The organism is Rheinheimera sp. ATLC3 (assembly GCF_059429535.1).
The window spans coordinates 1,129,646-1,153,447 of the sequence record NZ_CM182103.1 but is presented as its reverse complement, the minus strand read 5'-3'; the positions used below and the strand labels follow the sequence as shown (position 1 = coordinate 1,153,447).

Sequence of the window (23,802 nt, the reverse complement as noted above, 5' to 3'; positions counted from 1 at the left end):
TAGGTAGTGACAGTCGATGATGCTGAATTATTTAGAGTTTGAGCAACCTATTGCTGAACTTGAAGCAAAAATAGACGAATTACGTAACGTCAGCCGTAACGGCGATTACGATCTGGGCCTGGAAGAAGAAATAAACAAACTAAAAGAAAAAAGTCTTGGCCTGACCAAAAAAATCTTTGCTGAACTGGGAGCCTGGCAGGTGGCACAGTTAGCCCGCCATCCACTTCGGCCTTATACGCTGGATTACATCCGGCATATGTTTACCGATTTTGACGACTTAGCCGGTGATCGCACTTTTGCAAACGATCAGGCTATTGTCGGTGGTACGGCCCGGCTGGGCGATATTCCGGTGATGGTAATAGGCCATCAGAAAGGTCGTGATACCCGGGAAAAAATAAAGCGTAATTTTGGTATGCCGCGCCCGGAAGGTTACCGTAAAGCGTTAAGGCTGATGGAAATGGCCGAACGCTTTAAAATGCCGATTATTACTTTTATCGATACGCCGGGTGCTTACCCTGGGATCGGCGCCGAAGAGCGGGGGCAGTCTGAAGCGATTGCCCGCAACCTGAAAGTGATGGCCGGGCTTAAGGTGCCGGTGATCTGTACTGTAATAGGTGAAGGTGGGTCTGGCGGTGCTCTGGCAATTGGCGTAGGCGACAAAGTGAATATGCTGCAGTACAGTACTTACTCGGTGATTTCACCTGAAGGCTGTGCATCTATTTTATGGAAAAGTGCAGAGAAGGCGCCGTTGGCTGCAGATGCGATGGGTATTACCGCTGAGCGTATCAAAGAGCTTAAGCTTATCGATGAAGTGTTCCCCGAGCCTTTGGGCGGGGCACATCGTGCGCCCGAACAGATGGCACAAACGTTAAAGCAGGCATTGCTGCGTGATTTGCAGAAACTGCAGAAAATGAGCGAGAAAGAGTTGCTGGATGTGCGTTATAAGCGTTTGATGTCTTACGGCTACTGTTAAGTTGTGTGACGCCGTTCTAAGCCAGTGCCTCTGCACTGGCTTTTTATTTTATGCTAGCCTGAGCTGACTTGATATTGTCCGGCCAACAGAATTAACGCCCATATGCCTGAACTGAACTCGAGCTATATTATTGAGACCTTAACGCTACGCCCGGATAACCAGCTGGTGCTGGCATTAAGTGGCGGGCTGGATTCTATGGTATTGCTGCATCTGCTGGCACAAACCAGACAAGTGCAACCATTTACGTTAAGCGCTGTTTATGTCCATCACGGTATCAGTCAGTACGCGGACAGCTGGGCAGAATTTTGTGCGGCGCAATGTGCCAGACTGCAGGTAGCCTTTGCGATGCGCAAAGTTAATATTGCCGGTCGGGATAACCTGGAGCATAAAGCGCGCGAAGCACGCTATCAGGCACTGGCAGAATTTATCAGTTCAGATAAGCATATACTGCTGACAGCACATCATAGCGACGACCAGTTGGAGAGCCTTCTGCTGGCGTTAAAACGTGGCTCCGGGCCGGCTGGTCTCAGTGGCATAGCGCAGCAGCGTGATTTCGCTGCCGGCGTTATCAGCAGGCCGCTGCTAGCGTTTAGCCGCCGTGAGTTGCAGCACTACGCCATGCAGCACCAGCTGCAATGGATAGAAGATGACAGCAATAGCGATATGCGGTTTGACCGTAATTTCATACGCCAGCAACTGACGCCTGTTTTGTGCCAGCGCTGGCCGCACTTTGCACATACTGCGATGCGCAGTATGCAGCATGTAGCGAATTTGCAGCAGTTAGCCGACTATTACACCGATAACGCGTTGCTACTTTGTCAGCGTGGCAACCGTCTTTTACTCTCTGAGCTAATTCAGTTTGTGCCATTACAACAGGATCTGGTGCTGCGGCGCTGGCTATTGGGCTACGGCCTGAATCCTGAGACACAATGGCTCGACACCTTAAAGCGGGACATGATAAACGCACGTGAAGATGCCAGCCCGGTTTTAGTGTTGGCACAGTACCAATTGCGCCGTTTTGCTGGCGCTTTGTATCTGCTGACAGAGGCCGGGGTAGAACAACCAACAGAAAATGGGCTTTGGCAATCCGAAGGCTCGGTTACATTACCTGCCGGTTGTGGTCAGTTGGACTTCTCATCTGGCTATAAAGATGGCGCATTGCCTCTCGGAGTAGCATCGGGGCAGTGGGGGTTCAGCAAGCTTAGTCAGCGTTTTAAACCTGCCGGTTCGACCATAACGAAACCGCTAAAGCAATGGTTTAAGTTATGGCAGGTGCCGCCGTGGGAGCGGCAACGTGTACCGCTGCTGATGGTTGACGGGCAGATAGTTGCTGTGGCAGGCTACGCCAGCAGCGCAGCGCCTGAACAGGCCAGTTGCTGGTGCAGCTGGCAGCGTTAGCCCTAGGCTACCCTTACCGTGCTTTTTCCCGCTTCTTTTGCCGCATACAGGGCACTGTCGGCCGCCGCAAACAAGTGTTTGCCGTCTTGCTCGGGTTTTAGCAGTGCTAAACCAGCACTGGCGCTGACATTGTGTTGCTGACAGCGGTGGTGCTGATTAATTGCTCTGACCAGCCGTCTGGCAACCAGTTCGGCGCTACCGGTGTCTTGACCCGACAGCAGAACTGCAAATTCATCCCCGCCAAAACGGAATAAACTGTCAGTGCAGCGCAGCATATCACGCAGCGTATCGGCAACGGCAAGCAGGATCTCATCACCGGCACTGTGACCCGCATTATCATTGACTTGCTTAAAATTATCCAGATCAAGCAGGATCAGTGCACAGCTATCATTATGACGTTTTGCCAGTTGCACTGTTTTCTCAAAGCTGTCGTCAAAAAAGCGACGGTTGCCCAGGCCTGTTAAGGTGTCTTTCAAGGCCATTTGCTGCAGCCGGCTGACGACCAATGCATTACGCAAAGCAAACAGCCACTCGCTTTCAAGTAATAACAGCTCGCGTTGGATCATCGGTGTAAAAGCGTAGTCGCTTTGGTAAATAAGCTCAGCGAGGCATTGCTGGTTTAGCACCAGCACGCTTTTATACTCAAAATCGGCCGCGCAGGACCCACTGGCAGTAAAGTCTCCTACAGCGGTTTTAACCGTCAGTGATGACAGCGGCAAAACTTTGCCGGCCGCCATCGACACAATATTTAGCTGCTGCTGAATATCCAAAGTGGTTTGTAACTGGCTTACCAGGCTTTGCTCAGTGCATTCCGGCAGCTGCGGCCAGCTTTGTAACTTAGTTACGGCGGCGTAGCTGGGAGCTGTACTTAAAGCGACATCTTGTACTAGCAGGTATTCCATAATCATGGCCCATTATTGCGTTGGTTTTAGAAAGCAAATAACAGGCCAATATGTTAATTATGATATTTTTCAGTTAGATATGACTGGTTTGTGCCGGTACAGTCAAAGCTTTGACTACGGTGTTATTTTTCCACATCCGACGGTGCAAGAAACTGCAGTATGTTATCCATTTGCGCAATGGCATCGTTGTAACCGAGTTCAATCAACCTGCGGGTGTATCGCTGCTCAAACAGCAGATAACTGGCAAGGCTGGAGTCTGAGTGCTGGCGGATACCGGTCATTCTTAATATGGTCCGCACAGCCAGCGGCAGCGACAAAAAATGCTCACTGGCAATCTGGCCAAAGTTCTGGCTTGGGTTTATCAGCAAACTTTGTACTGGTTTTAAATCGGTTTTAACGCCGTGCTCATGCATCGTGCTGATGGTATTGTTGACCCGTTGCATACGTTCCAGATCAGAGTTCAGACTGTCAGTAAACACCGTATCAAGTAAATGGCCTGCTATGGTTGCCAGATCCGGATGGTGTAGCATGCGTTGGTTGGGCTCATTTTTTCGCGGATCAGCCACCCCGATAATCAGAATTTTATCCGCCCCTAAATGTATGGGGGCACTAAGCGGAGCCAACTGGTTAACAGAACCATCGCCGAAGTACTGCTGATGAATACGTACCGAGGGAAACACCAGTGGAATAGCGGCAGAGGCCATCAGGTGATGAACGCCAAGCAGAGTACGCTGGCCACAGCGCTTGGCGCGGCGCCATTCCACAGCATTGTCAGACTGGAAAAAAGTGATCGAGTCGCCATTGTTGTAGCAAGAAGCCGTTACTGACACGCTGGACAGATATCCACCCATGATATTACGGTCTATGCGCTTTAAATCCAGCACCTTACTCAGCATTTGCCGCAGAGGTTTGTTATCAAACAAACTGACGGGTTGTTTATTGGCATAATCAGCCTGAAAAGCGCTGAACATCCCTCGCAGTAACTGCCTGAATACCCTGAAATAGTCGGCATAATACACCTGGCTGGTGCGAAAATTACGCCAGATCCATTCCAGCTTTTTTACACCAAGATGAAAGCAGGACGCATAGCAAGCCATCGCAATGCCGTTCATTGCACCGGCCGAGGTACCGCTGATAATTTGAAAGGGCAATTTACTGCTACGCGGGAACTGCTGCGCAATCGCTTTTAACACCCCCACCTGATAAGCTGCTCGTGCACCCCCGCCGGTTAGCAGCAACGCAGTTTTCGGGGTGGCTTTATTATTGTCTTCAGGCATAACGAAGTTGAACTTTTTCCAGACTACAGGCTCATTGCTAGTATATTGCTGGAATCATTGCAGAATGCAATGCTTAATCGTATTACCCTACCAGTCCGTTATCGAGGTTGTCATGGCAGAACAGGAACCAAGCAAAAATCAGCAGTTGTACCTATTAGCTATAGCAGGCGTTGTTATTGTCATCCTTATTGCGCTTTGGTTGATGTTTGCCAAAGAGAAGACAGTGGCGCCGCCGGTGAACCTGATGCCACCAGTGGTTAATGAGCCTGTGCAGCAAGAGCCGGAACCCGAACCGGTAACCGAAGTGGCAGAAACCTCACCTGAAACCGATATCACTGAACCTGTTACAGAAGTAGAGCCGGAGACAACGGTTGCACCTGAGCCTGCTATTCCGTCACTGGATGACTCAGACACTGAAGTGCGTCAGCGCTTACTTTCTCTGGACTGGCGTCCGGGGCTTGCCTCATTGTTTGTTACTGAAGACATGCTGCGCAGTTTTGCCGTGCAGGTAGATAATATTGCGCAGGGACAATTGGCGGCAGGAAGTGCTGTGTTGCAACCGCTGGAGCAGAAATTTACCGTCGGGGACGGGGCGAAGCCGCAACTGGATGAAGCAAGCTTCATACGCTATCAGCCTTATGTTCAGTTGTTAGAAAGCGTCAAACCTGCACAACTTGTTACGCTGTTCAACCGGTATGAACCGCTGCTGCAGCAGGCGTATGCGGAGCTGGGCTATCCCGACCAGTTATTTAAAAATAAGCTGATCGAAGCGATTGATGAGCTGCTGGCCACACCAGACGTCAATTATCCGCTGGCACTTGAGCGTCCGGCAGTGGTGTACATTTTTGCCGACCCGGCAATAGAGCAGTTGCCACCGGCGCAAAAGCAAATGATCCGGCTGGGGCCTGATAACCAGAGAAAGATCAAAGCACTGTTACAGCAATACCGCGCATTGCTTACCCAAAACTAGCCACTTAACACGCAGCGGCAAAATAGCTGCCGCTGCGTGCTTAGCTAAGCAGTACTTTTTACTCCGACCATTAAAAAAACCGCCTATGCTGATAATTGTTATGTAATTATCTGGCAGAGCACTTTATGTTAAACAACTATTCAGTAAAAAGCCGCTTAGCTGTATTGGCTGCGGTGCCTTTAGTCGTTCTTGTGATGGTAACACTGGTAGCGTTGCAGGAGATGCGGCAGCTGAACCTCGGTATAAACAGCCTTTATCTGGACCGCGTACAACCACTGCAGCAAATTAAGCAAGTATCGGATGCTTACGCCGTAACCATAGTGGATACGTTGCATAAATACCGCAGTAACATCATCAGTGCGAATGACGCCCGTGATAGCCTTGCTCAGGCATTAAGCACAGCTGAAACAGCCTGGCGTGATTACAAACAAACTGAACTCACCAGTGAAGAGCAACAGTTGCTGCAGGACGCTGAGCGGCAGCTCACGCCATTTTTAACGGCAATAGGGCAATACCAAAACAGATTAAACGACGGCAGCCTGATGCAGGATAGCCCGGAAAAGTTCAATAAAGCGTTGTATCAGATGGCAGACCCGCTGAGTGCAGCTTTGGACAAGTTAATCATGTTACAACTGAGCGAAGCCAATAAGTTTCGCCAGCTGGCACATAAACAATACGAAAGTTTCCAGTGGATATTTATGCTGGTGCTGTTAGTCGTGTTTGTTTGCCTGGCTTTGCTGGGATGGTTGATTTATCACTCTATTCACCGGCCATTGCATTTGTTACAGCACTGCATCGTCAGCGTTGGCAACGATTTGGATTTACGTAACCGGGCTCAGGTACAGGGTAAAGACGAAATTGCCGCTACCTCCGTAGCGTTGAATACCACACTACAGCGGTTGCAGCAGTTTTTTAATGAGCTGGGGCAGGCCATTACGCAGTTAGCAGCAGCGTCGGAACAAATGAGCTCTATAAGCGAACAGGTCAGTAATACGGCAATGGAGCAGGAGCAAAAAGCCAACCTGATTGCAACCGCCGTTACACAGATGTCGGCAGCGATCCAGGAGGTTGCATCCAGCGCACTGCGTACCTCGGAAAAGGCAAATGAAGCAGATGGGTTTTCGCAAAGTGGCTATGACAAAGTGATGCAAAACATGCGCTCTATTGAGCAGCTTTCACTGACATTGACCGACACCGGCTCTGTCATCAGTAACCTAAATGATGAATCAGGCAAAATTACTCAGGTGCTGGCAGTTATCCGTACTATCGCAGAACAAACAAACTTACTCGCACTGAATGCCGCTATTGAAGCTGCCCGGGCCGGAGATGCCGGCCGGGGTTTTGCTGTGGTAGCTGATGAAGTACGTCAGCTGGCCACTAATACACAAAATGCCACTGAGTCGATAAAAGGTATGATTGATAATTTGCAATCTTCTTCCCGCCAGGCCGTCAGCTCTATGGATGAATCACGCGGTTACGCTGATACGAGTGTCGAAAACGCTAAAGGGGCTGCAACGGTTATTGAACAGATTAAAGACTCAGTCACCAGCATTGTGGATATGAATGTACAAATTTCTACCGCCACAGAGCAGCAAACGATAGTTGCGGAAGACATCAGTAAAAATATCAGTGAATTTACTATCAGCATTGCGGAAGTCACCCACAGTTCAAGGCAGAGTGCACAGGCCAGTGATATGTTGGCGCAACTGGCAGCGAAGCTGCAAAATCAGGCTTCTGCGTTCAAGGTTTAGTGCGCTGTGCTCTTGCAACGCAGCCCGCTTTTAAGCATAATGCGCGCCTGCTGATGGTTCAGCAGCGCAATGGTAGCCCCATTGGTCCTCTCGCAATACTAGTAGGCGAACCTGGTCAGGTCCGGAAGGAAGCAGCCACAGTTTATGACGTATGTGCCGGGATGTGGCTGGTGGGGTTGCCACCCAATAGCTCCATAAGCCTTACAGACCATATTTAACAAGCATTTCATCTCGGTTCACTGCTTTAGTATCACAGTCTGGTATCACACTTCAATTAATAGTTCTGTAATCCCTAAACTCGTAGCGCCACTTAGCCCTTACCCAAAGCTCCTGTATGCAACGCTAATGACTTGGAATTTCACAGGCTACTATCCCATTACTTTTCCCCTAAAAGATCCCATAGATCAACAGGGTTATCTGTAAGCGATTTATTACTGGTACATTGAGCCATAGGGACATTGGGGGGATGCCAGGGGGTTTAGTTCAAGGTAAGCATTTTAATAAATTTTAAACTACCCAACAGACTCTTAAAGGCATGTGGAAAGAGTAAATGAACAAGTCTCCTAGTGATGCAGCAGGAAGCTGAAGGTATTATAATATCTACTTATTTGTATTCTGATATTAATAACATGCTTGTTCATGTATATCTGATATACCAAGTAAACAGATAGCCTGCTTCGATTACTCTAGGTTCCTTTAGGTCTTTTAGGGATTAGTTGATTTGGGTAGCCTTCTCACCTTCCTGAAATCTAATCTTCGCTTCGTGATACTTGTTCAATCCATAGGCAAGAGCTAAGCCAGCAATTAATACCAGCACTACTCGAAACAACCAGCTAGGTGCATATAACTCTATTGGAAACAGAATAACTGTAATTACTACTGTTACTCTCAACTGAAGATTCCAAGCAATTTGAGATAGCTTCGGCAAGCTATTTCTGATCTGACCATATAAGACCCAATAGAACACTCTGTTAGCTACTAGATAAGACAGAACCATTGAGAAGAAAGTTAATATCTCATCTTTATATCCAGAATAAATTGGAAAACCAGCTTTAGAAGATAGCATTGAGAACAACAACAGCCCCAGTAAGAATACACAAACACCTGAAATTAATGCTAATTTATCTTTCACAACATTTCCTTATGAATCACTGGTAACTCTTCAAACCACTTTAACACACTAAAATATTACTAAAAGAGAAATTAACCGACACTAATGTCAGTAATTCTAATAACTTAATTAACTTTGTCACAGTACCATTAATATGTTTCGTGCTGTGCTCTACGGTGCATATACATGCTGTACTGTGATATCGATGTTTCGAACGCTGCTAATGAGTCTTCTACTGAAGTTAGAACCAAATCAGGAACAAGAATGGTGTCAGCTTGTTCTTCAGTGACTTGAACTGAACCGCTAACTTCTAGAGCAAAGCATTCAATCATAGTGCTTCGAAGTAGGTCGGTATATTGCCTCTCAACGATAAAACTATCATGAACAGGTAAAGCAATTACACCTGCACTAGACAAGTTAAGCATTACCCTATTAGCAATATTCGAATCTGTATTTTGAAGCCTTAATCCTATATTTGTATAAAAGTAATCACTTACAGGGGTATGACTGCTTTCTATTTGTTCGAGCAATTCTATTACCTGTTGACGGCTTAAAGAGTCTCTGTAACGATCAAACACAGAGCTTATACAAGCAGCCCTTGAACCAGTGTTTAACATAGTAATGAATGCTTGCTTCACTACGGCTCTCGAAAACTGATCGATAGAATATGGATCTTGAGTAGGTAAGGATAGACCGGCTTCAGCGTACAGCAACGCTGCATTCATTGCGGAATAGTCTAGCTCGACAGTAGGAGCACCATTGATAGTTATTGAAGACCTATAGTTGCTATCAATCTCTTGCCACCATCCGTGATAGAAACGTCCACCTTCTGCAAACGAACCATTATTGAAAATTCTAGTTAAGCTCTTTCTAGAAAAGTCAGGTGCTCTCTGTTCACTAATCCAATCTACAAAGACTGCATCAGACACATGGATATCTATCCAAGCATTCCGTAGGTGAGCGTTAATAGTTGCTAGGTCATCTCTGATAGATCTTGTAGTCTCATTGTCAGCATAATCGATTAGTCTTTTGGATGTATCTTTCAATAAAACAGTTTCAGATTCTGGGGATTTGAAGAAGTCTGCAAGACTAAATGCTTCTAGTAGAATCGCTAATTGCTCGGTACTTTTAATTCTAGTTAAACGCCCAGTCCCATTCTCATGATTGTAGAAACCGGAATGCACTGTCATATAACGTCGTTCTACTAAGAAATCTCTGACCCTACGCGCTGAACCAGCACTACCAAATTTGGGTTGATACCGTGTATCTATAGAATAGTAACTATTTGAAAACGATATTGAAATCCAGCGGGAAGGATCTAAAAGATAACAAACATATAAATCCGAAACAATACGTTTAAGCATGTTCAGGTTGTCTGCACGTCTAAAACTTCTTGAACTATGCCCGCTGGAAACATACCAGTCCAGAAGCTCCTCAAGTAACAAATTGATGGCATTGTCAAAATCAGGATGTGTACATATCCAGTTGAAGTTTGCTTGACGGCTATATCCTAGAGATTGCGATAATTCTAGAGCAGGTAAGCTATCCGAATCGGTATTTGGAACGGAGTTATTATCTATCGAAGGCATACATGCATCCTGTTTAATTATTCTAGTGATGCATTCTTCATACAACTAATCCCTAAAAGACCTAAAGGAACCTAGAGTAATCGAAGCAGGCTATCTGTTTACTTGGTATATCAGATATACATGAACAAGCATGTTATTAATATCAGAATACAAATAAGTAGATATTATAATACCTTCAGCTTCCTGCTGCATTACTAGGAGACTTGTTCATTTACTCTTTCCACATGCCTTTAAGAGCCTGTTGGGTAGTTTAAAATTTATTAAAATGCTTACCTTGAACTAAACCCCCTGGCATCCCCCCAATGTCCCTATGGCTCAATGTACCAGTAATAAATCGCTTACAGATAACCCTGTTGATCTATGGGATCTTTTAGGGGAAAAGTAATGGGATAGTAGCCTGTGAAATTCCAAGTCATTAGCGTTGCATACAGGAGCTTTGGGTAAGGGCTAAGTGGCGCTACGAGTTTAGGGATTACAGAACTATTAATTGAAGTGTGATACCAGACTGTGATACTAAAGCAGTGAACCGAGATGAAATGCTTGTTAAATATGGTCTGTAAGGCTTATGGAGCTATTGGGTGGCAACCCCACCAGTCGCACTAATTAGCTAATGTAGATGCCTAAATGTGTCCCCTAAGACACTTGCGGATTCCTTGTGTAGCGTGGCTTCCGCTAGAATCTCAAGGGGGTTAACACAGAACAAGTAAATCAGTAGGTATCCGCTTCACTCCTAATCTTGAAGTGATGGAGATTTATAGTGTTACACCACTTCAAACAAAGAATACCTATTCCCAAGGTTTGACCAATGCTAATTCACTTTTAAAGGTTAGCTTCGATACTGTCTCATAAACAGAGTCGATAGGAGTATCGATAGACCCATAAATGTCATGCGTTACCGAACCATGCTGATGTCCTAAAAGAGATTTAATCTCATAGTCCTGTGCTCTAATTTGCTTCATTCTATCGACCATTGTATGTCTAAAACTATGGAACACCTTTCTAGGATCATTAATACCTTGTTTCCGTTTATACCTGCTAAACCATTGGCTTGGTTTATGCCCTAGTTGTTGTCTCTGTGGAACTAAATATCCGAAAAGTTTGGTCTGGCCTTTGGCTTTCTTGTCGCTTATCAAATTAGCGAATCCTAACTCCATTAGTTCTGGGTGTATTGGCACAACTCTACGGCTACTGTTGTTTTTAATGTGTTGTCCTTCAAATAAATCGCTGATTCTGTAATGTGGGAAAGGATCATTGATATTAATGTCAGCGATATGTAATTGACACAACTCTTCTATTCTTGCTCCGCTATAAAGTGCTAGCAGCGGCAACCAGAACTGATAGTCATGTAGAAACTCATGCTTGGAATACAGAGGAGTAGAGAAGAGTGCTGTTAAGTCTGTTTCCGTGAAAGATGCTCTTGCTGCTTTCAATGATACTTTCTGCTTAATCTTCATCCCTGCTATTGGATTGCTTTGTAGTAAACCCTGCTTAATGAGCCAGTTAAAGAAACTGTTTATCTTCCGGATTTGGTTATTGACTGTCGTAGTACTGATAATCGGATATACGGAACCAGATTCTATTAGCTTATTAACACACTGATTCATCAATTCTGTAGATTTGGCTTTGTTGAGCGGATAACGCATCAGTTTAGATTTGAACTCTCGACAGACAGCAGCGTTAATACTTGAGAGTCCAATATCACCCATTAGCTCAACGAAATTATTTAATGCTGCACGGCAATCACATTGCGTTTTGACTCGCCACATACCTGCACTTGTCATTTCGTTGAAGTAAAGCTCGAATGCAGCACTTAGTGATAAATCTCTCGTAGTAGGTCTCTGCACTTTCGCAACAGACATCGTTTTCACTTCACCGAGACTTACTAAAGTAGTTTCTATTACTTGGTCTATAGACGACTTACTAATATCTAAAGCGGCAACGGACTTGAAGTACTCTTGTAATTTGAATACCAGTATTTGAGCAAGAGATCCTGCTTTAGATGGATCTTGCGTATTAAGGGTGCAACGTACTAGCTGTGAATTTAAATCTGTTTGCTTAAATAGCGCACCAGGTAGTTTAAGATGGAGCCAATATGTCTTGTTTCGAAGAGATGTGTATTTGGGGGTTTTAAGTGGCATCGGTATCACTCTCAGTATCACAATTGATGATATGAGATGATTTACTTGTTCTGTGTTAACCCCCTTGAGATTCTAGCGGAAGCCACGCTACACAAGGAATCCGCAAGTGTCTTAGGGGACACATTTAGGCATCTACATTAGCTAATTAGTGCGACTGGTGGGGTTGCCACCCAAATCCCGCTTTTTTACAAAATCCTGTTGTACTATGGTTAGCGCCCGTAACACCGTTTCCGTATCCAACTGATGCTGCTCCAGCAGCATAATTAAATCCACTGCCAGTTTTACATGTTCAGGCGCCTGATCAAGCGGTTTGTTCACGGGTTTCCATCCAGAAACTGCCTTGCTCTTGATACAGCCTCGCGCACTTTCATTTGCATCTCGAAGCGTTCGCTTTGTGGCAGATAAAATGCCATGTCTACCTCATAGCGAATATAACGCGGCGGCAGCAGGTTTAATGAAATGCAACACAAATCTGCCAGATATTCTGTGTCCTTTTCTTTGTCTAAACCCAGCTCAACAATATGATCCAGCGTCAGTTTTTCGTAATAGTTATGGATGTCATCGTCCAGCTTCATATTTACCTCTGTATGGTGTGTGCTCTGGCAAAGCATAATCAGCTTTACGCGAAAAGACCACTGAAAGATTGAGTTAGCCTAACTGACTGCTACAATGCGCGACAGAGCCACTACAGAAGAACAGCAATGCAAAAAAATACGACTCCTTGCTATTACGGCGACTACCTGCAACTGGACAAGCTACTGACTGCACAAGCGCCAGAAAGCGCAAAATACGCTGACGAAGCACATGACGAAACCCTGTTTATTATTGTGCATCAGGTGTATGAGCTATGGTTTAAGCAAATTTTGCATGAACTGAAAGCTGTAATGCAGGTATTTGCAGCTGAAGAGGTAAAAGACGAGCAGCTAACCGGTATAGTGCACAAACTAAAGCGGATCATTACTATTCAGCAACTGCTTACTCAGCAGATCGGTGTGATGGAAACGATGACACCGCAGGACTTTATGTCGTTCCGGGATTACCTGGTACCCGCATCCGGTTTTCAGAGTATACAGTTTAAAATGTTGGAAATCGGTTTAGGGTTGAAAAGTGATTTTCGCATCGATTTTGATAAAAACTCTTTTTACAGCCGGCTGAATGAACAGGATCGGATTTTTTTGCAGCAGTTAGAGCATCAGCCCAGCTTATTTGAGCGCATTGAAAAATGGCTGGAGCGGATGCCGTTTCTTGAACTGGAGAACTTCAGCTTCTGGCAGATGTATCAGCAGGCGACCGACGCGATGCTGGCAGAAGATAAAAGTACAGTGCAGGCTATTGAGCAAATAGCCGAGCATGAGCGCGAACTGCAACTGGCAGAAATAGAACGTACCGCTTTAAAGTTTGCGGCTTTACTGGACAAAGACAAATACCAGCAGTTGCAGCAGGATGGTAGTTTCCGTCTCAGTCAACGTGCCATGTTGTCAGCCTTGTTTATCAGCTTGTACCAGGAAGAGCCGGTATTTAACCTGCCGTTTCAGCTACTGACCTGCCTGACAGAAATAGATGAGTTGTTAACAATATGGCGCTATAAACACGCTATGATGGTACAGCGGATGCTTGGAACAAAAATAGGCACTGGTGGTTCGTCAGGACATGATTATTTAAAGCGAACTACTGAGAAAAACCGTATCTTCACTGACCTGTTTAATATGGCAACGTTTTTACTGCCAAAAGCGGATTTGCCGGTACTGCCGGCTCAGGTGAAACGGCGGCTAGGTTTCTATTTTGCCGGCGAAGTCTGAGCCACATAACGTAAAAGCCGCTTTAAACAGCTGCAAATGCAGCTGTACCAGCGCATTGATGTTGCGCTGGTAGCCGCCTCCAATCACCGCCGCAACAGGTATCGATTCAGCAACGCAGCTTTGCAGTACCAGATAATCGCGTTGAAAAATGGCCTCAGTGCTGATATCCAGCAGCCCCAATTCATCATTTTGGTGAATGTCCACGCCAGCATCATAAATGACCAAATCCGGTTTGTGCCAGCGTATCAAGGTATGCAGGCTCTGCTGCACGGCTTCCAGATAATGTTGTTCCGTGCAGTCAGGTGGCAGGCCGATATCCCAGTCTGATGGTTGTTTACGGTACGGAAAATTCTTTTCACAGTGTACTGAAAAACTGATTATCCGGGGTTCGTCTGCCAGCATAGCTGCTGAGCCATCACCCTGATGCACATCCAGATCAACCAGCAATATTTTATCCAGTCCACGGCGTAGCATAGTTTTTGCCGCCACGACTAAATCATTGAACAGACAAAACCCAGAGCCTTCGGCGTAGAAGGCATGATGATAGCCACCACTCAGATGCAGCGCTATGCCTGCTTCAAGCGCCGCTTGTACAGTTTGCAACGTGCCGCCGAGTGAACACAGTGAACGCTGAAATAATTGCGCTGTCCATGGGAAGCCAATACGCCGCATCGCTTTGGCATCGATACTGCCATCGTACAAGCTGTTAATATAATAGGGACAATGAAACGCTGCCAGCTCGGCAATACTTATCGGCGTGGATTGGCTAAATGCACCTGCCGGAACGCCTAAATTCAGGAGTTCTTCGTACAAAGTACGGTATTTTTGGATTGGATAGCGGTGTTGCTGCGGCAGTACCAGCTCGCTGTAGCAAGGGTGATAAAACATAGCAGGCAATGGGGACAGCATTGTGTCAGCTCCGCCGTTCCAGATCCTGGATCTGTCGTTCTGTCTCAGATAACGCTTTGCGGCAGCGTCCCAGGCGTGCATGTAGTGCCAGTGTACGTTGCACGCCATCAGCAGAGGTATCACGCTCAGCCAGATGGATCATGTCCAGCAGACGCCGCTCAAATTCCTGTATATCACTTAGTTGCTGATACAGTTGCTGGCTGCTGGCGCTGATCTGCGTCAGCACTGCTTTAACTTTAGTGGTTTTACTGCCATTTTTGCGGCGTATTTTGGTATTACGAAAAGCCTGGGTGATGGCAGCGGTTTGTTCGCTCAGGCGCTGAACCAGGCGTAGCCGGCTTGCATCACTAAGTTGGTTGCGGCGTAACGAAACCAGGTTACGCTGCGCTTCGGCGACATAGTCGGCCAGCGCGATTGAACGGCAGCTGAAAAGTGTAGAATCGAACCAGTTCTGTGGTTTACCGCTAGCTGGTGCTGCATCTATCTGCTGCGCCTGTTGCTGCAGGGTTTTCAGCTGTTCTGCCAGCGTTTCAAGTAAGTCCATCAGCTGCTCCAGGCTTGCCAGGCCAAACGCACAGCAATCGCGATTACCACACAAATAAACACCGGGCGGATAAAACGGCTACCGAACCTGATGGCTGAATGGGCGCCAAGCCATGCACCCAGCATCAGGCAGAGCCCCATGGTAATGCCAAGCATAAAGTTAACATGACCCAAAGCGATGAAAGCCACCAGTGAAAAGCCGTTACTGATAAAGTTCATCGTTCTGGCAACGCCGCTGGCGAGTAACAGATTAATACGATACAACGCCATCGTTGATACCATCCAGAATGCACCAGCGCCTGGCCCGGCGATGCCGTCGTAAAGGCCAAGCGTGAGTCCCTGCAAGCGCTGTTGCCAGAACAGTTTATTATTTTGTTCAGGCAACTGCAGTCTGTCGTCTGGCTGCATGCGGTTAAACAGGGTGTAGATAGCGGCGAGCAGGATCAACAGCGGTAGAATTTTCTCTAATGCCTCTTTGCTTATCATATCAACCAGCAGTGTGCCCAGTATGGCACCGACAGCAGTAAAAATCAGGCTGCGTCGCCAATAGCGGGGGTTAAACAGGCGCTTGCGGTAATAGGTCAATGATGCGGTAAAAGAGCCGAAGGTTGCTGCCAGTTTATTCGTACCCAGTACCACATGTGGTGGCAAGCCGGCAGTTAGCAATGCTGGCACTGTAAGCAGGCCTCCGCCGCCGGCTATTGCATCGATAAAACCCGCGCTAAAAGCGACGGCGCACAACAACAGCCAGATTGATGGCTCTAAAACCAGTTCTGTGGCCAAAATGTCTTCCTGTTAATACTCGATATTACGACGAAACGGCGGCAAAGCATTCAGCATAGCCGGGCCGTAAGACTTAGTTACCAGTCGGCGGTCCAGAATGATAATTCTGCCTTCATCCTGTTCCTGGCGCAGCAGTCTACCACAGGCCTGCACCAGTTTCTTCGCAGTAGCCGGAATAGTTAACTGTACAAAGGCATTACCACCTTTGCGGCTTATTGCCTCTGCCAGCGCCTCTTCCAACGGCGAGGTTGGCACCGCGAAGGGTAGCTTGGTGATCACCAGATTGGTTAGCAATTTCCCCGGTAAGTCCAGCCCTTCGGAGAAGCTTTGGGTGCCAAATAAGATGCTGCGCTTACCGTGTTTACAGTTTTCGGCGTGCAAATGCAGTAGCGCCTGTCTGGATGCTTCGCCCTGCACTAACAGCGAAAAGCCTTTTTTCCTTAGCATTTCTGCAACCTGCTGCATTTGCCAATAGGATGCAAATAACACCAGGCTACCCTCGTTATCAGGCAGGTACTGAGGCAGCAATGCTGCCAGCTCGTCAGTGTAGGCTTTCTCTGTTGGCTCAGTATTCATTTTGGGAATAATAATCTGGCCTTTTTCGGCGTAGGCAAATGGCGACGTAACCTGCAGCGTCTTTACACCTTCAAACTGAGTCAAACCTAAGTCGTACCTGATGTACTGAAATGAGTTCAGGGCAGTGAGAGTGGCAGAACATAAAATGACAGCAAAGGCGTCGTTAAACAGTAATTGCTCCAACTTACCGGCGACGCCAAGCGGACAAGCATGGCCGATAATATGTTGCCCTGGTGTTTGCAACGCTACCCAGCGTGCCTGGTGCACACTTTTTTGTTGCTCGACGGCATAAAGCTGCCACAGTGCTTGTTGTTGCTCGATTTTTTGCCGTAAATAACTCAACTCCTGCAGCATAGGTAGACTTTGCTTGACTGAAAGCTGCTTCTCGGAGCTGTTCTCTTGTAGCTGCTGCTGAATTTTGTCCAGTTGCAGCAACGCTTTCTGACTGACTTGTGACAATTGTTCCGCCTGTTGCTGAAACAGTTTGGGCAACGCCGCATCACTGAAGCGATACTCAGTTTTTTCACTGAACCAGCGCGGCGTAAATTCTGTCACACATCTTTCAATTGGCTTGAGCAGGCTGTTTAGTTCATTACAACTGTCGTCAAAACGCAGCAGCTCTTTCATCACTGTCGCAGGTAAAACGGCAATCAGTTGCTGCACCAGTTTGCCTGCTTTTTCTAGCCAGACACTGTTATGCGTTAGCTGTGCCTGCGCGGCGAAATAGTCTCTGGCGATATCGGGCAGGTGATGTGCTTCGTCTATGATGTAAAGTGTCTCATCCGGAGAAGGTAGCACACTGTTACCACTGGCCAGATCCGCCAGTAGCAAAGCATGGTTCACTACCAGTACATCGGCATGCTCGATTTCTGCACGCGCCAAATGAAAGGGACAATGCAAATGGCGTTTATCATGTTTATGGCAATGCAGTGGATCAGCGACAATACGCTGCCACATACTATCTGTAAGCGGGGCTGGTAAGGTGTCTCTGTCACCAAGCCAGAGACGTTGCTGCCAGTTGTCGGACAGTTTCTGCCAATCGACAACATCATCAGATACTGCTGCAAACAGCTCAGGGTGTTTTTGTTGTTGGCGCAAGCGTTCAATACAGGCATAGCGCTGGCGGCCTTTAACCAGACAAAACTCAAATAACAGTTTGCTGTGCTGTTGAAAAAACGGCAGGTCTTTGTTTACCAGTTGTTCCTGCAATGCAACGGTCGCAGTCGCAATGACCACTTTTTTTTTCTGTGACAAGGCATAGGGAATGGCGGCAAGCATATATGCCAGCGATTTGCCGGTGCCGGTACCGGCTTCAATCAGGCCAATACGCTCATGCCGGTGATAGGTGCCTGCCAAAATTTTGGCAATCTCCGCTACCAGTTGATTCTGCCCGGCCCGCGCCTGGTAATTGGGCAGGCTGCTTTTTATCCGGTTGTGGATAGCACGGATCTGGCTTTTTAACTGATCGCTAAGCATGTTCAATGTGTATTTTTATACAGTTGTTCGATTGTATACAGAAATTACCAAGCTGGCAAAGCAAGCTCATCAATTAATTAAGGAAGGGCTACACTATTCGAAAAGCGGAAAGTCTGGATTTACTGCTGTAAGTATTTATTTACGATTTATTTGATAAATGTAAAGTGTGCTTTTTATCAGGGTATATCTCAGATCGCTAATAGTGTGAGTTTGCTTGAACGTCTGAAGGGCGGGGCAAGCATAATACAACCCCAGATTCTTGATGATTGAATACACGCATATATAAATAGCAAATAGTTCCTTAAAAGCAGTTGACCCTGCCGAAAAATTACGTTTATTATCGAGGGGCGACAAATCGGAGGTTATCCGAGATGAATGGAGTGCCAATCGCCTTAAAAGGTTGGAAACTGTTAAAAATAGAATCACTAGATAGTGGTCCAGGGAGAAATACATGTATACAAATAATAAATTAAGCAAAGCCGTGCGGTTAGCGTTGGTTTTTGGCACTGCGTCGATGGCTGCTTTTGGCTCTGTGGCGGCAGAACAAGACGAAGTCGCGAAAGTTGAGCGTATTCAGGTTACTGGTTCAAGTATCAAACGCACAGATTTAGAAGGTGCGTTGCCTGTCCAGGTATTGTCTCGAGCGGACATTGACCGCTCAGGTTTTACTAGTGCCGGTGATTTAATTCAATCTCTGCCTTCAATGCAGGGGTTTACTACTGACGCGGATTCAGTTGGCGGCGGTGGCGGTGGTTTGAAAACAGCGTCATTACGCGGTTTGGGTGAAGAATATACGTTGGTATTGATAAATGGTCGTCGCTTGGCTCCGCGGGGGTCAGGTTCCACGATCGACTTAAACAGCATTCCGCTTGCAGCAATCGAGCGGGTTGAAGTGCTGACTGATGGTGCTTCTGCAATTTATGGTTCAGACGCGATTGCTGGTGTTGTGAACTTTATCACTAAAGATGACATGCAAGACTTCCAGTTAACTGGTCGTTATAGTCGTCCTCAAGAAGATGGCGGTGATGGTTACAACATGGCGTTCACAGGTGGTTTTGGCGACTTGGACGCAGATGGCTTTAATGTTCTATTCTCTTTATCTCATGATAGCCAAGAACAACTAAAAGCGTCGCAACGGGAATTTGGTAAGTCAGGTATTATTCCATTTAGCCGTAACGGGAACGACTATTATTATGTTGCTGGGTCTCCAAATGCGATTCCAGGTAACGCACGTGCTGTTTATACTGCCGCTGATGGCACCACGAAGAATGTGGTGTTTAACCCTTACCTGAAGAAAAACGGTAGTTGTGCGCCTAACAATTTCAGGGTTGAAGATGTGTGTCAATTTGACTACACCAGCACAATTGAAATTTTCCCAGAGTCAGAGCGAACTTCTGCGATGGTCGGCGTTGATTTTAAATTAACTGATGACATTAAATTGTTCACTGATGTTATGTATTCAGATTATTCGCAGAAAACTCGGATTGCACCTAATGCGACTGGTTTCTTTACCATCCCAACAGATTCGTCTTTGGCAAATGAGTGGGTCAAACCGTATTTAACAGCTGAGCAGCTGGCAGGTTTAACCAGGGTTGATGCTCAGTGGCGAGCTCTGCCGTTAGGGAATCGTGCTAACGAGTGGAATACAAAATCTACTCATATTGTCGCAGGTATTGAGGGTGTAGCAGGGGATATAGATTATTCCGCAGCTTATACTTACTCTAAAAACGATGCTGACGAGAATATCGTAGGTGGCTACCCAGATTTTGAGAAGTTTGTAACGTTGATGGGGTCAGGTGCGGTTGACATTTTTACTACGCCGGATCAACTGAGTGACGAAGCAAGACAGCTTTTAGCTGCAACCGATTATGCCGGTGCTTGGGAGAATTCGTCCACGGAAGTTAATGCGGTTGATGTAAAAGCGTCAATGCCTGTTTTCGAATTGCCAGCGGGTGATGTTTATTTAGGGGCAGGTGCTGAGTTCCGTAATACTCACTTTGTGAACTCACTAGCTCCAGCGAACAAACAAGATCTGTTGTTAGGTATTGGTACAGGTACGGAGTACGATCTGGAGCGCGATACATATGGTGCTTTTCTAGAGTTGATTGTTCCTGTTATCGATAATCTGGAAGTGAGTGGAGCTGTCCGTTACGATAACGTTGGTGCCATCACTAGTGATTTCTTATATGATGAGAATGGTGTCGCTGGCCCTGGCTCAGCGAAAATTAATGATTCTGTAAACGATACAACATACAAACTGTCATTACGCTATCAAGTGACTGAAGATTTGCTGCTGCGCGCTTCAACAGGTACTGGGTTTAAAGCTCCTTCAATGTTGGGCATTGGACGTCCTCGCGTTGAGTTTGGCGTGACCAGCGATTCATATCTATGTCCTTTTGCAGGCACTTCAGATCCGTTAGCTGCATTGTGTCCAACATCAAGGCAGCAGTATGAGGCTTATAACCAAGGTAATCCAAATCTGAAGCCAGAGAAATCTGAGCAATATACGTTAGGCTTTGTTTATGCTCCAAGTAATGACTTCAGTTTCTCGCTGGATTACTGGACTATAGATCTGGAAGACCTGGTCGCTTCAGTAACTGAAGCGCAGATTATGGCTGATCCAGTTCGTTACAGAGATTTGTTCTCTACTAAAGTAAATAAGGGTACCGGCGAAGAAGAAATTGCTATCATTTTCTCTGCTGTTAACGTTGGTAAATCGAGAAACTCAGGTTTTGACTGGGATTTGACAGTAGGAAATGATCTGTCTTTTGGTCGTCTTTCTACAACGTTTGCTGGTACTTATATTACTGAAAGTGAATATACTCGTCCAGGTACCACAGACGATTGGATTTCAAGCTTAGGTGCGTTTGGTGATGATAACTCTGTAGTATTTAGAACTACTGCGAATATCATCAGCACGTTAACGCATGGTGATTTTACTCACAGTGCTACTCTTCGTTACCGTTCAGGTTATGAGGATCAGTTCCAGACTGCCGGTTCTAGAACGGTTCGCTTAGGCAGCATTACAGGCCCAGGCGTAGATATGCAGCTTGACGTTCCAAGTTATGTTACTGTGAACTACCAGATTCAGTACAATATCATGGATAACATGGGGTTACTGTTAGGAGTTAATAACTTGTTTGATAAAGCTCCTCCACTGTCACTTCGTTCTGGTGGTGCAGGTCACCAAGTTGGTTTCGATCCCCGTTATACTGATGCTTTCGGCCGTACATATTATGCCGGCTTTGACTTCAAGTTCTAATATCAGTTAGAGGTAGACAAGTCATATAAGAATGGGCCACCTTAGAAATGAGGTGGCTTTTTTTTTCGTACAGTCTTACTTTTCCGATTTAGTTCAGCACGGATGCCAAGGCCAAGACATTGCAAATAGTTATAATATTTATGAAATAAAATTTACGGACAGCAGGTCTGTTTATTGGCAATTGGTAATTTCAACAGGTGGAAAAATGAAAGCAATAAAACATTCAGGTGTAGCAATGACAGTTGGCGCTTTGGTATTGGGTTCACTGGCAGCAGTTGCGGGCAGTGCTAATGCTAACCCTTTTACGGCTGTGGATCTGGCCTCGGGTTACGAAATGGCTGCTAGCGAGGGTAAGTGCGGTGAAGGCAAATGTGGTGAGGATAAAGCTAAAGCCAAAGGTGAAAAAGCCAAAGAAGGCAAGTGTGGTGAAGGCAAATGCGGCGAAGAGAAGATGAAAGCCAAAGCCGAAAAGATGAAAGAAGGTAAATGTGGCGAAGGCAAATGCGGTGAAAGCAAAGGCAAAGAGAAGTCTAAAGAAGGCAAGTGCGGCGAAGCGAAATGTGGTGGTAGCGTTTAAGCTAGCCGGATAGATAAAGCCTGCTCTTAGCAGGCTTTTGTTTGGTGGGGATGTGTATGAGTAAACTGAGCCCGCAGGTATTGCAGGGGGCCGGGTTGGGGCTGCGCCGGGAAATGCTTGATGACATACTTACGGCTAAGCCTGCCATAATCGATTTTTTTGAAGTGGCACCGGAAAACTGGATCCCATTTGGTGGCAGACTACAGCGAAAATTCAGCCAGTTAACGGAGCAGCATCGCTTTATCTGTCATGGCCTTTCTCTTTCAATTGGCAGCCCTGATCCGCTTGACGTGATATTTATCCGGCAAGTAAAGCAGTTTCTTAAGCAGCATAACATTAGCCTGTACAGTGAACATTTGAGCTATTGCTCTGGTAGTGGTCATTTATATGATTTGATGCCTATTCCTTTTACGCAGGAAGCTGTTCACTATGTTGCTAAACGGATACGTCAGGTACAAGATATTCTCGAACAGCCATTGATACTGGAAAACGTGTCCTATTATGCAGCACCCGGGCAGCAGATGTCAGAGCAGGAATTTACGCTGGCGGTATTACAGGAAGCGGATTGCCAGTTGTTGCTCGATGTAAATAATATTTATGTCAATTCAGTCAACCACGGTTATAGCGCGGAGCAGTTTTTACGGGCAATGCCGTCGTCACGCATTGCTTATTATCATATAGCCGGCCACTTTAAAGAGGCAGATGATTTACTGATTGATACACACGGCGCTGCTGTGGCAGACCCGGTTTGGCAGCTATTGCAAATGGCTTATCAGCAGCATGGTGTTAAGCCGACATTGTTAGAGCGAGACTTCAATATTCCACAGCTGAATGTGTTGTGTGAAGAGCTCAGACAAATTAAAGAGTTGCAGGGCGAAACGTCAGAAAATGTTGTATTGAGGGCCTGATCTGATGCTATTTCAGCAAGTGCAGCACGCTTTTGTCGCCGCGGTAAGAGATCCTGAGTTGTCTGTGCCCTCAGGTGTCGACGAGCGGAGAATGGTGGTATACCGCGAATTGCTATTTAACAACGTACAGAGTTTTGTCGCTAACGCTTTTCCGGTGCTGAAGTCGTTATATCAACCGGCAGCCTGGGAGCTGTTAGTAAGACAGTTTTTTATGCAGTATTCTTGCTCCAGCCCTTATTTTTTGCACATTGCCGAGCACTTTTTACATTATTTGCAGCAGGATTATCAGTTAAGCGCGGAAGACCCGGTGTTTATGCTGGAACTGGCACATTACGAATGGGCAGAGTTGTATTTAGCAACAAAAATCTGTGCTGCGGAGAAACAACCTATACCGGCAGAGCAAGTTGCCTCAGTCGCGCTGCAGCTATCTGAGCTGGCGCTAGTATTGGCTTACCCTTATGAAGTGCACCGGATAAACATCGACTTTCAGCCAACGTCGGCAGGGGATGCGCAATGTTATCTGTTGTACCGAGACAGCGAAGATGAAGTGAGATTTGTTTTAATTAATCAACTTACGGCCGCACTGTTACAGCAACTACAGCAAGCACCAGGTGCTACACTGGAACAGCTGGTACAGCAGCTGCAACCGATGTTGCCGCAGTTTAGTCAGCAACAGTTATGGCAGGGTGCTATCAGTGTTATGCAGAGCTTTGCCGCAAAAGGCGTGTTGATGTCTTTTCAAGCGGAGCAAAATTCATTACCATAAGCGCCCTTAAATCCGCTGATAACAGAAGAGTAGTGCAATGGCAGGCGAAAATTTTAAAGACTCGTTTAACCTGTGGCAGTTTCTGGCCCTGGTA

20 protein-coding genes and 1 other RNA gene are annotated in these 23,802 nt (G+C 46.3%); 10 read left to right on the top strand and 11 right to left on the bottom strand.

Annotated elements, in window-relative coordinates:
- Positions 1-16 precede the first annotated feature (16 nt).
- Together accA and tilS are read left to right on the top strand one after the other, a co-directional pair.
- The gene (gene accA / locus AC5SV9_RS05435; protein ID WP_475146986.1) at positions 17-973 is read left to right on the top strand and encodes an acetyl-CoA carboxylase carboxyl transferase subunit alpha; all 957 of its coding nucleotides are present in this window, start codon (positions 17-19) and stop codon (positions 971-973) included.
- 102 nt (positions 974-1,075) lie between these two features.
- Complete coding sequence (gene tilS, locus AC5SV9_RS05430) at positions 1,076-2,371, top strand: tRNA lysidine(34) synthetase TilS (RefSeq protein ID WP_475146983.1); 1,296 nt, start codon at positions 1,076-1,078, stop codon at positions 2,369-2,371.
- Between the two features lie 2 nt (positions 2,372-2,373).
- On the opposite strand, the gene AC5SV9_RS05425 is transcribed toward tilS, so the two are convergent.
- Positions 2,374-3,273, bottom strand: a complete 900-nt coding sequence (locus tag AC5SV9_RS05425; RefSeq protein WP_417703320.1) for a GGDEF domain-containing protein — start codon at positions 3,271-3,273, stop codon at positions 2,374-2,376.
- A gap of 122 nt (positions 3,274-3,395) precedes the next feature.
- Positions 3,396-4,550 (bottom strand): patatin-like phospholipase family protein, encoded by a 1,155-nt coding sequence (locus AC5SV9_RS05420; RefSeq protein WP_475146980.1) that lies wholly within the window; start codon positions 4,548-4,550, stop codon positions 3,396-3,398.
- A gap of 64 nt (positions 4,551-4,614) precedes the next feature.
- On the opposite strand from AC5SV9_RS05420, the gene AC5SV9_RS05415 reads away from it, so the two are divergent.
- The 3 genes from AC5SV9_RS05415 (at position 4,615) to ffs (ending at position 7,447) form a co-directional block, all read left to right on the top strand.
- Entirely contained in the window at positions 4,615-5,520 is a 906-nt protein-coding gene (locus tag AC5SV9_RS05415) for a DUF3014 domain-containing protein (RefSeq protein ID WP_475146977.1), read from the top strand.
- A gap of 125 nt (positions 5,521-5,645) precedes the next feature.
- On the top strand, positions 5,646-7,271 hold the full coding sequence (locus tag AC5SV9_RS05410) for a methyl-accepting chemotaxis protein (RefSeq protein WP_475146975.1): 1,626 nt from the start codon (positions 5,646-5,648) through the stop codon (positions 7,269-7,271).
- Positions 7,272-7,350: 79 nt separating this feature from the next.
- Positions 7,351-7,447: signal recognition particle sRNA small type (gene ffs / locus AC5SV9_RS05405), an RNA gene on the top strand.
- A 536-nt stretch (positions 7,448-7,983) separates the two neighbouring features.
- On the opposite strand, the gene AC5SV9_RS05400 is transcribed toward ffs, so the two are convergent.
- The 5 genes from AC5SV9_RS05400 to AC5SV9_RS05380 form a co-directional block, all read right to left on the bottom strand.
- A complete protein-coding gene (locus tag AC5SV9_RS05400; protein WP_475146973.1) occupies positions 7,984-8,403 on the bottom strand; it encodes a hypothetical protein in 420 nt (139 codons plus the stop codon).
- A gap of 128 nt (positions 8,404-8,531) precedes the next feature.
- Entirely contained in the window at positions 8,532-9,971 is a 1,440-nt protein-coding gene (locus AC5SV9_RS05395) for a hypothetical protein (RefSeq protein ID WP_475146970.1), read from the bottom strand.
- A gap of 785 nt (positions 9,972-10,756) precedes the next feature.
- Entirely contained in the window at positions 10,757-12,109 is a 1,353-nt protein-coding gene (locus tag AC5SV9_RS05390; RefSeq protein WP_475146968.1) for a site-specific integrase, read from the bottom strand.
- 141 nt (positions 12,110-12,250) lie between these two features.
- Positions 12,251-12,427 carry a YbaM family protein gene (locus tag AC5SV9_RS05385; RefSeq protein WP_475146966.1) on the bottom strand — a complete coding sequence of 59 codons (177 nt, stop codon included), beginning with the start codon at positions 12,425-12,427 and terminating at the stop codon, positions 12,251-12,253.
- Positions 12,424-12,684 carry a late competence development ComFB family protein gene (locus AC5SV9_RS05380; protein WP_134057092.1) on the bottom strand — a complete coding sequence of 87 codons (261 nt, stop codon included), beginning with the start codon at positions 12,682-12,684 and terminating at the stop codon, positions 12,424-12,426. The genes AC5SV9_RS05385 and AC5SV9_RS05380 overlap by 4 nt, the downstream gene beginning before the upstream one ends.
- 126 nt (positions 12,685-12,810) lie before the next feature.
- On the opposite strand from AC5SV9_RS05380, the gene AC5SV9_RS05375 reads away from it, so the two are divergent.
- The gene (locus AC5SV9_RS05375) at positions 12,811-13,908 is read left to right on the top strand and encodes a tryptophan 2,3-dioxygenase family protein (protein WP_475146964.1); all 1,098 of its coding nucleotides are present in this window, start codon (positions 12,811-12,813) and stop codon (positions 13,906-13,908) included.
- Here the strand turns inward: AC5SV9_RS05375 and AC5SV9_RS05370 are convergent.
- From AC5SV9_RS05370 to dinG, 4 genes are read right to left on the bottom strand one after another with little or no spacing between them, the layout of a single operon-like run.
- Positions 13,879-14,817, bottom strand: a complete 939-nt coding sequence (locus AC5SV9_RS05370; protein ID WP_475146962.1) for a histone deacetylase family protein — start codon at positions 14,815-14,817, stop codon at positions 13,879-13,881. The two genes, AC5SV9_RS05375 and AC5SV9_RS05370, sit on opposite strands and share 30 nt — an antisense overlap.
- A 4-nt stretch (positions 14,818-14,821) precedes the next feature.
- The gene (gene priC, locus AC5SV9_RS05365; RefSeq protein WP_475146959.1) at positions 14,822-15,361 is read right to left on the bottom strand and encodes a primosomal replication protein PriC; all 540 of its coding nucleotides are present in this window, start codon (positions 15,359-15,361) and stop codon (positions 14,822-14,824) included.
- A complete protein-coding gene (locus AC5SV9_RS05360; RefSeq protein ID WP_273023819.1) occupies positions 15,361-16,143 on the bottom strand; it encodes a sulfite exporter TauE/SafE family protein in 783 nt (260 codons plus the stop codon). The genes priC and AC5SV9_RS05360 overlap by 1 nt, the downstream gene beginning before the upstream one ends.
- 12 nt (positions 16,144-16,155) lie before the next feature.
- Positions 16,156-18,195: an ATP-dependent DNA helicase DinG gene (gene dinG, locus AC5SV9_RS05355; protein ID WP_475146957.1), complete on the bottom strand. Its 2,040-nt coding sequence runs from the start codon at positions 18,193-18,195 to the stop codon at positions 16,156-16,158.
- Positions 18,196-18,646: 451 nt separating this feature from the next.
- On the opposite strand from dinG, the gene AC5SV9_RS05350 reads away from it, so the two are divergent.
- The 4 genes from AC5SV9_RS05350 (at position 18,647) to AC5SV9_RS05335 (ending at position 23,708) form a co-directional block, all read left to right on the top strand.
- Positions 18,647-21,457 (top strand): TonB-dependent receptor, encoded by a 2,811-nt coding sequence (locus AC5SV9_RS05350; RefSeq protein WP_475146956.1) that lies wholly within the window; start codon positions 18,647-18,649, stop codon positions 21,455-21,457.
- A 205-nt stretch (positions 21,458-21,662) separates the two neighbouring features.
- Positions 21,663-22,034 carry an HvfA family oxazolone/thioamide-modified RiPP metallophore gene (locus AC5SV9_RS05345; RefSeq protein WP_475146954.1) on the top strand — a complete coding sequence of 124 codons (372 nt, stop codon included), beginning with the start codon at positions 21,663-21,665 and terminating at the stop codon, positions 22,032-22,034.
- A gap of 56 nt (positions 22,035-22,090) precedes the next feature.
- Complete coding sequence (locus AC5SV9_RS05340) at positions 22,091-22,942, top strand: HvfB family MNIO-type RiPP peptide maturase (RefSeq protein ID WP_475146953.1); 852 nt, start codon at positions 22,091-22,093, stop codon at positions 22,940-22,942.
- 4 nt (positions 22,943-22,946) lie between these two features.
- Positions 22,947-23,708 (top strand): HvfC family RiPP maturation protein, encoded by a 762-nt coding sequence (locus AC5SV9_RS05335; RefSeq protein WP_475146950.1) that lies wholly within the window; start codon positions 22,947-22,949, stop codon positions 23,706-23,708.
- Positions 23,709-23,802 lie beyond the last annotated feature (94 nt).

Bases quoted from the DNA above. Each gene is read 5' to 3' on its own strand.
- accA (WP_475146986.1), top strand. From the start codon at position 17: ATGATGCTGAATTATTTAGAGTTTGAGCAACCTATTGCTGAACTTGAA.
- tilS (WP_475146983.1), top strand. From the start codon at position 1,076: ATGCCTGAACTGAACTCGAGCTATATTATTGAGACCTTAACGCTACGC.
- AC5SV9_RS05425 (WP_417703320.1), bottom strand. From the start codon at position 3,273: ATGGAATACCTGCTAGTACAAGATGTCGCTTTAAGTACAGCTCCCAGC.
- AC5SV9_RS05420 (WP_475146980.1), bottom strand. From the start codon at position 4,550: ATGCCTGAAGACAATAATAAAGCCACCCCGAAAACTGCGTTGCTGCTA.
- AC5SV9_RS05415 (WP_475146977.1), top strand. From the start codon at position 4,615: ATGCAATGCTTAATCGTATTACCCTACCAGTCCGTTATCGAGGTTGTC.
- AC5SV9_RS05410 (WP_475146975.1), top strand. From the start codon at position 5,646: ATGTTAAACAACTATTCAGTAAAAAGCCGCTTAGCTGTATTGGCTGCG.
- AC5SV9_RS05395 (WP_475146970.1), bottom strand. From the start codon at position 9,971: ATGCCTTCGATAGATAATAACTCCGTTCCAAATACCGATTCGGATAGC.
- AC5SV9_RS05390 (WP_475146968.1), bottom strand. From the start codon at position 12,109: ATGCCACTTAAAACCCCCAAATACACATCTCTTCGAAACAAGACATAT.
- AC5SV9_RS05380 (WP_134057092.1), bottom strand. From the start codon at position 12,684: ATGAAGCTGGACGATGACATCCATAACTATTACGAAAAACTGACGCTG.
- AC5SV9_RS05375 (WP_475146964.1), top strand. From the start codon at position 12,811: ATGCAAAAAAATACGACTCCTTGCTATTACGGCGACTACCTGCAACTG.
- AC5SV9_RS05370 (WP_475146962.1), bottom strand. From the start codon at position 14,817: ATGCTGTCCCCATTGCCTGCTATGTTTTATCACCCTTGCTACAGCGAG.
- priC (WP_475146959.1), bottom strand. From the start codon at position 15,361: ATGGACTTACTTGAAACGCTGGCAGAACAGCTGAAAACCCTGCAGCAA.
- dinG (WP_475146957.1), bottom strand. From the start codon at position 18,195: ATGCTTAGCGATCAGTTAAAAAGCCAGATCCGTGCTATCCACAACCGG.
- AC5SV9_RS05350 (WP_475146956.1), top strand. From the start codon at position 18,647: ATGTATACAAATAATAAATTAAGCAAAGCCGTGCGGTTAGCGTTGGTT.
- AC5SV9_RS05345 (WP_475146954.1), top strand. From the start codon at position 21,663: ATGAAAGCAATAAAACATTCAGGTGTAGCAATGACAGTTGGCGCTTTG.
- AC5SV9_RS05340 (WP_475146953.1), top strand. From the start codon at position 22,091: ATGAGTAAACTGAGCCCGCAGGTATTGCAGGGGGCCGGGTTGGGGCTG.
- AC5SV9_RS05335 (WP_475146950.1), top strand. From the start codon at position 22,947: ATGCTATTTCAGCAAGTGCAGCACGCTTTTGTCGCCGCGGTAAGAGAT.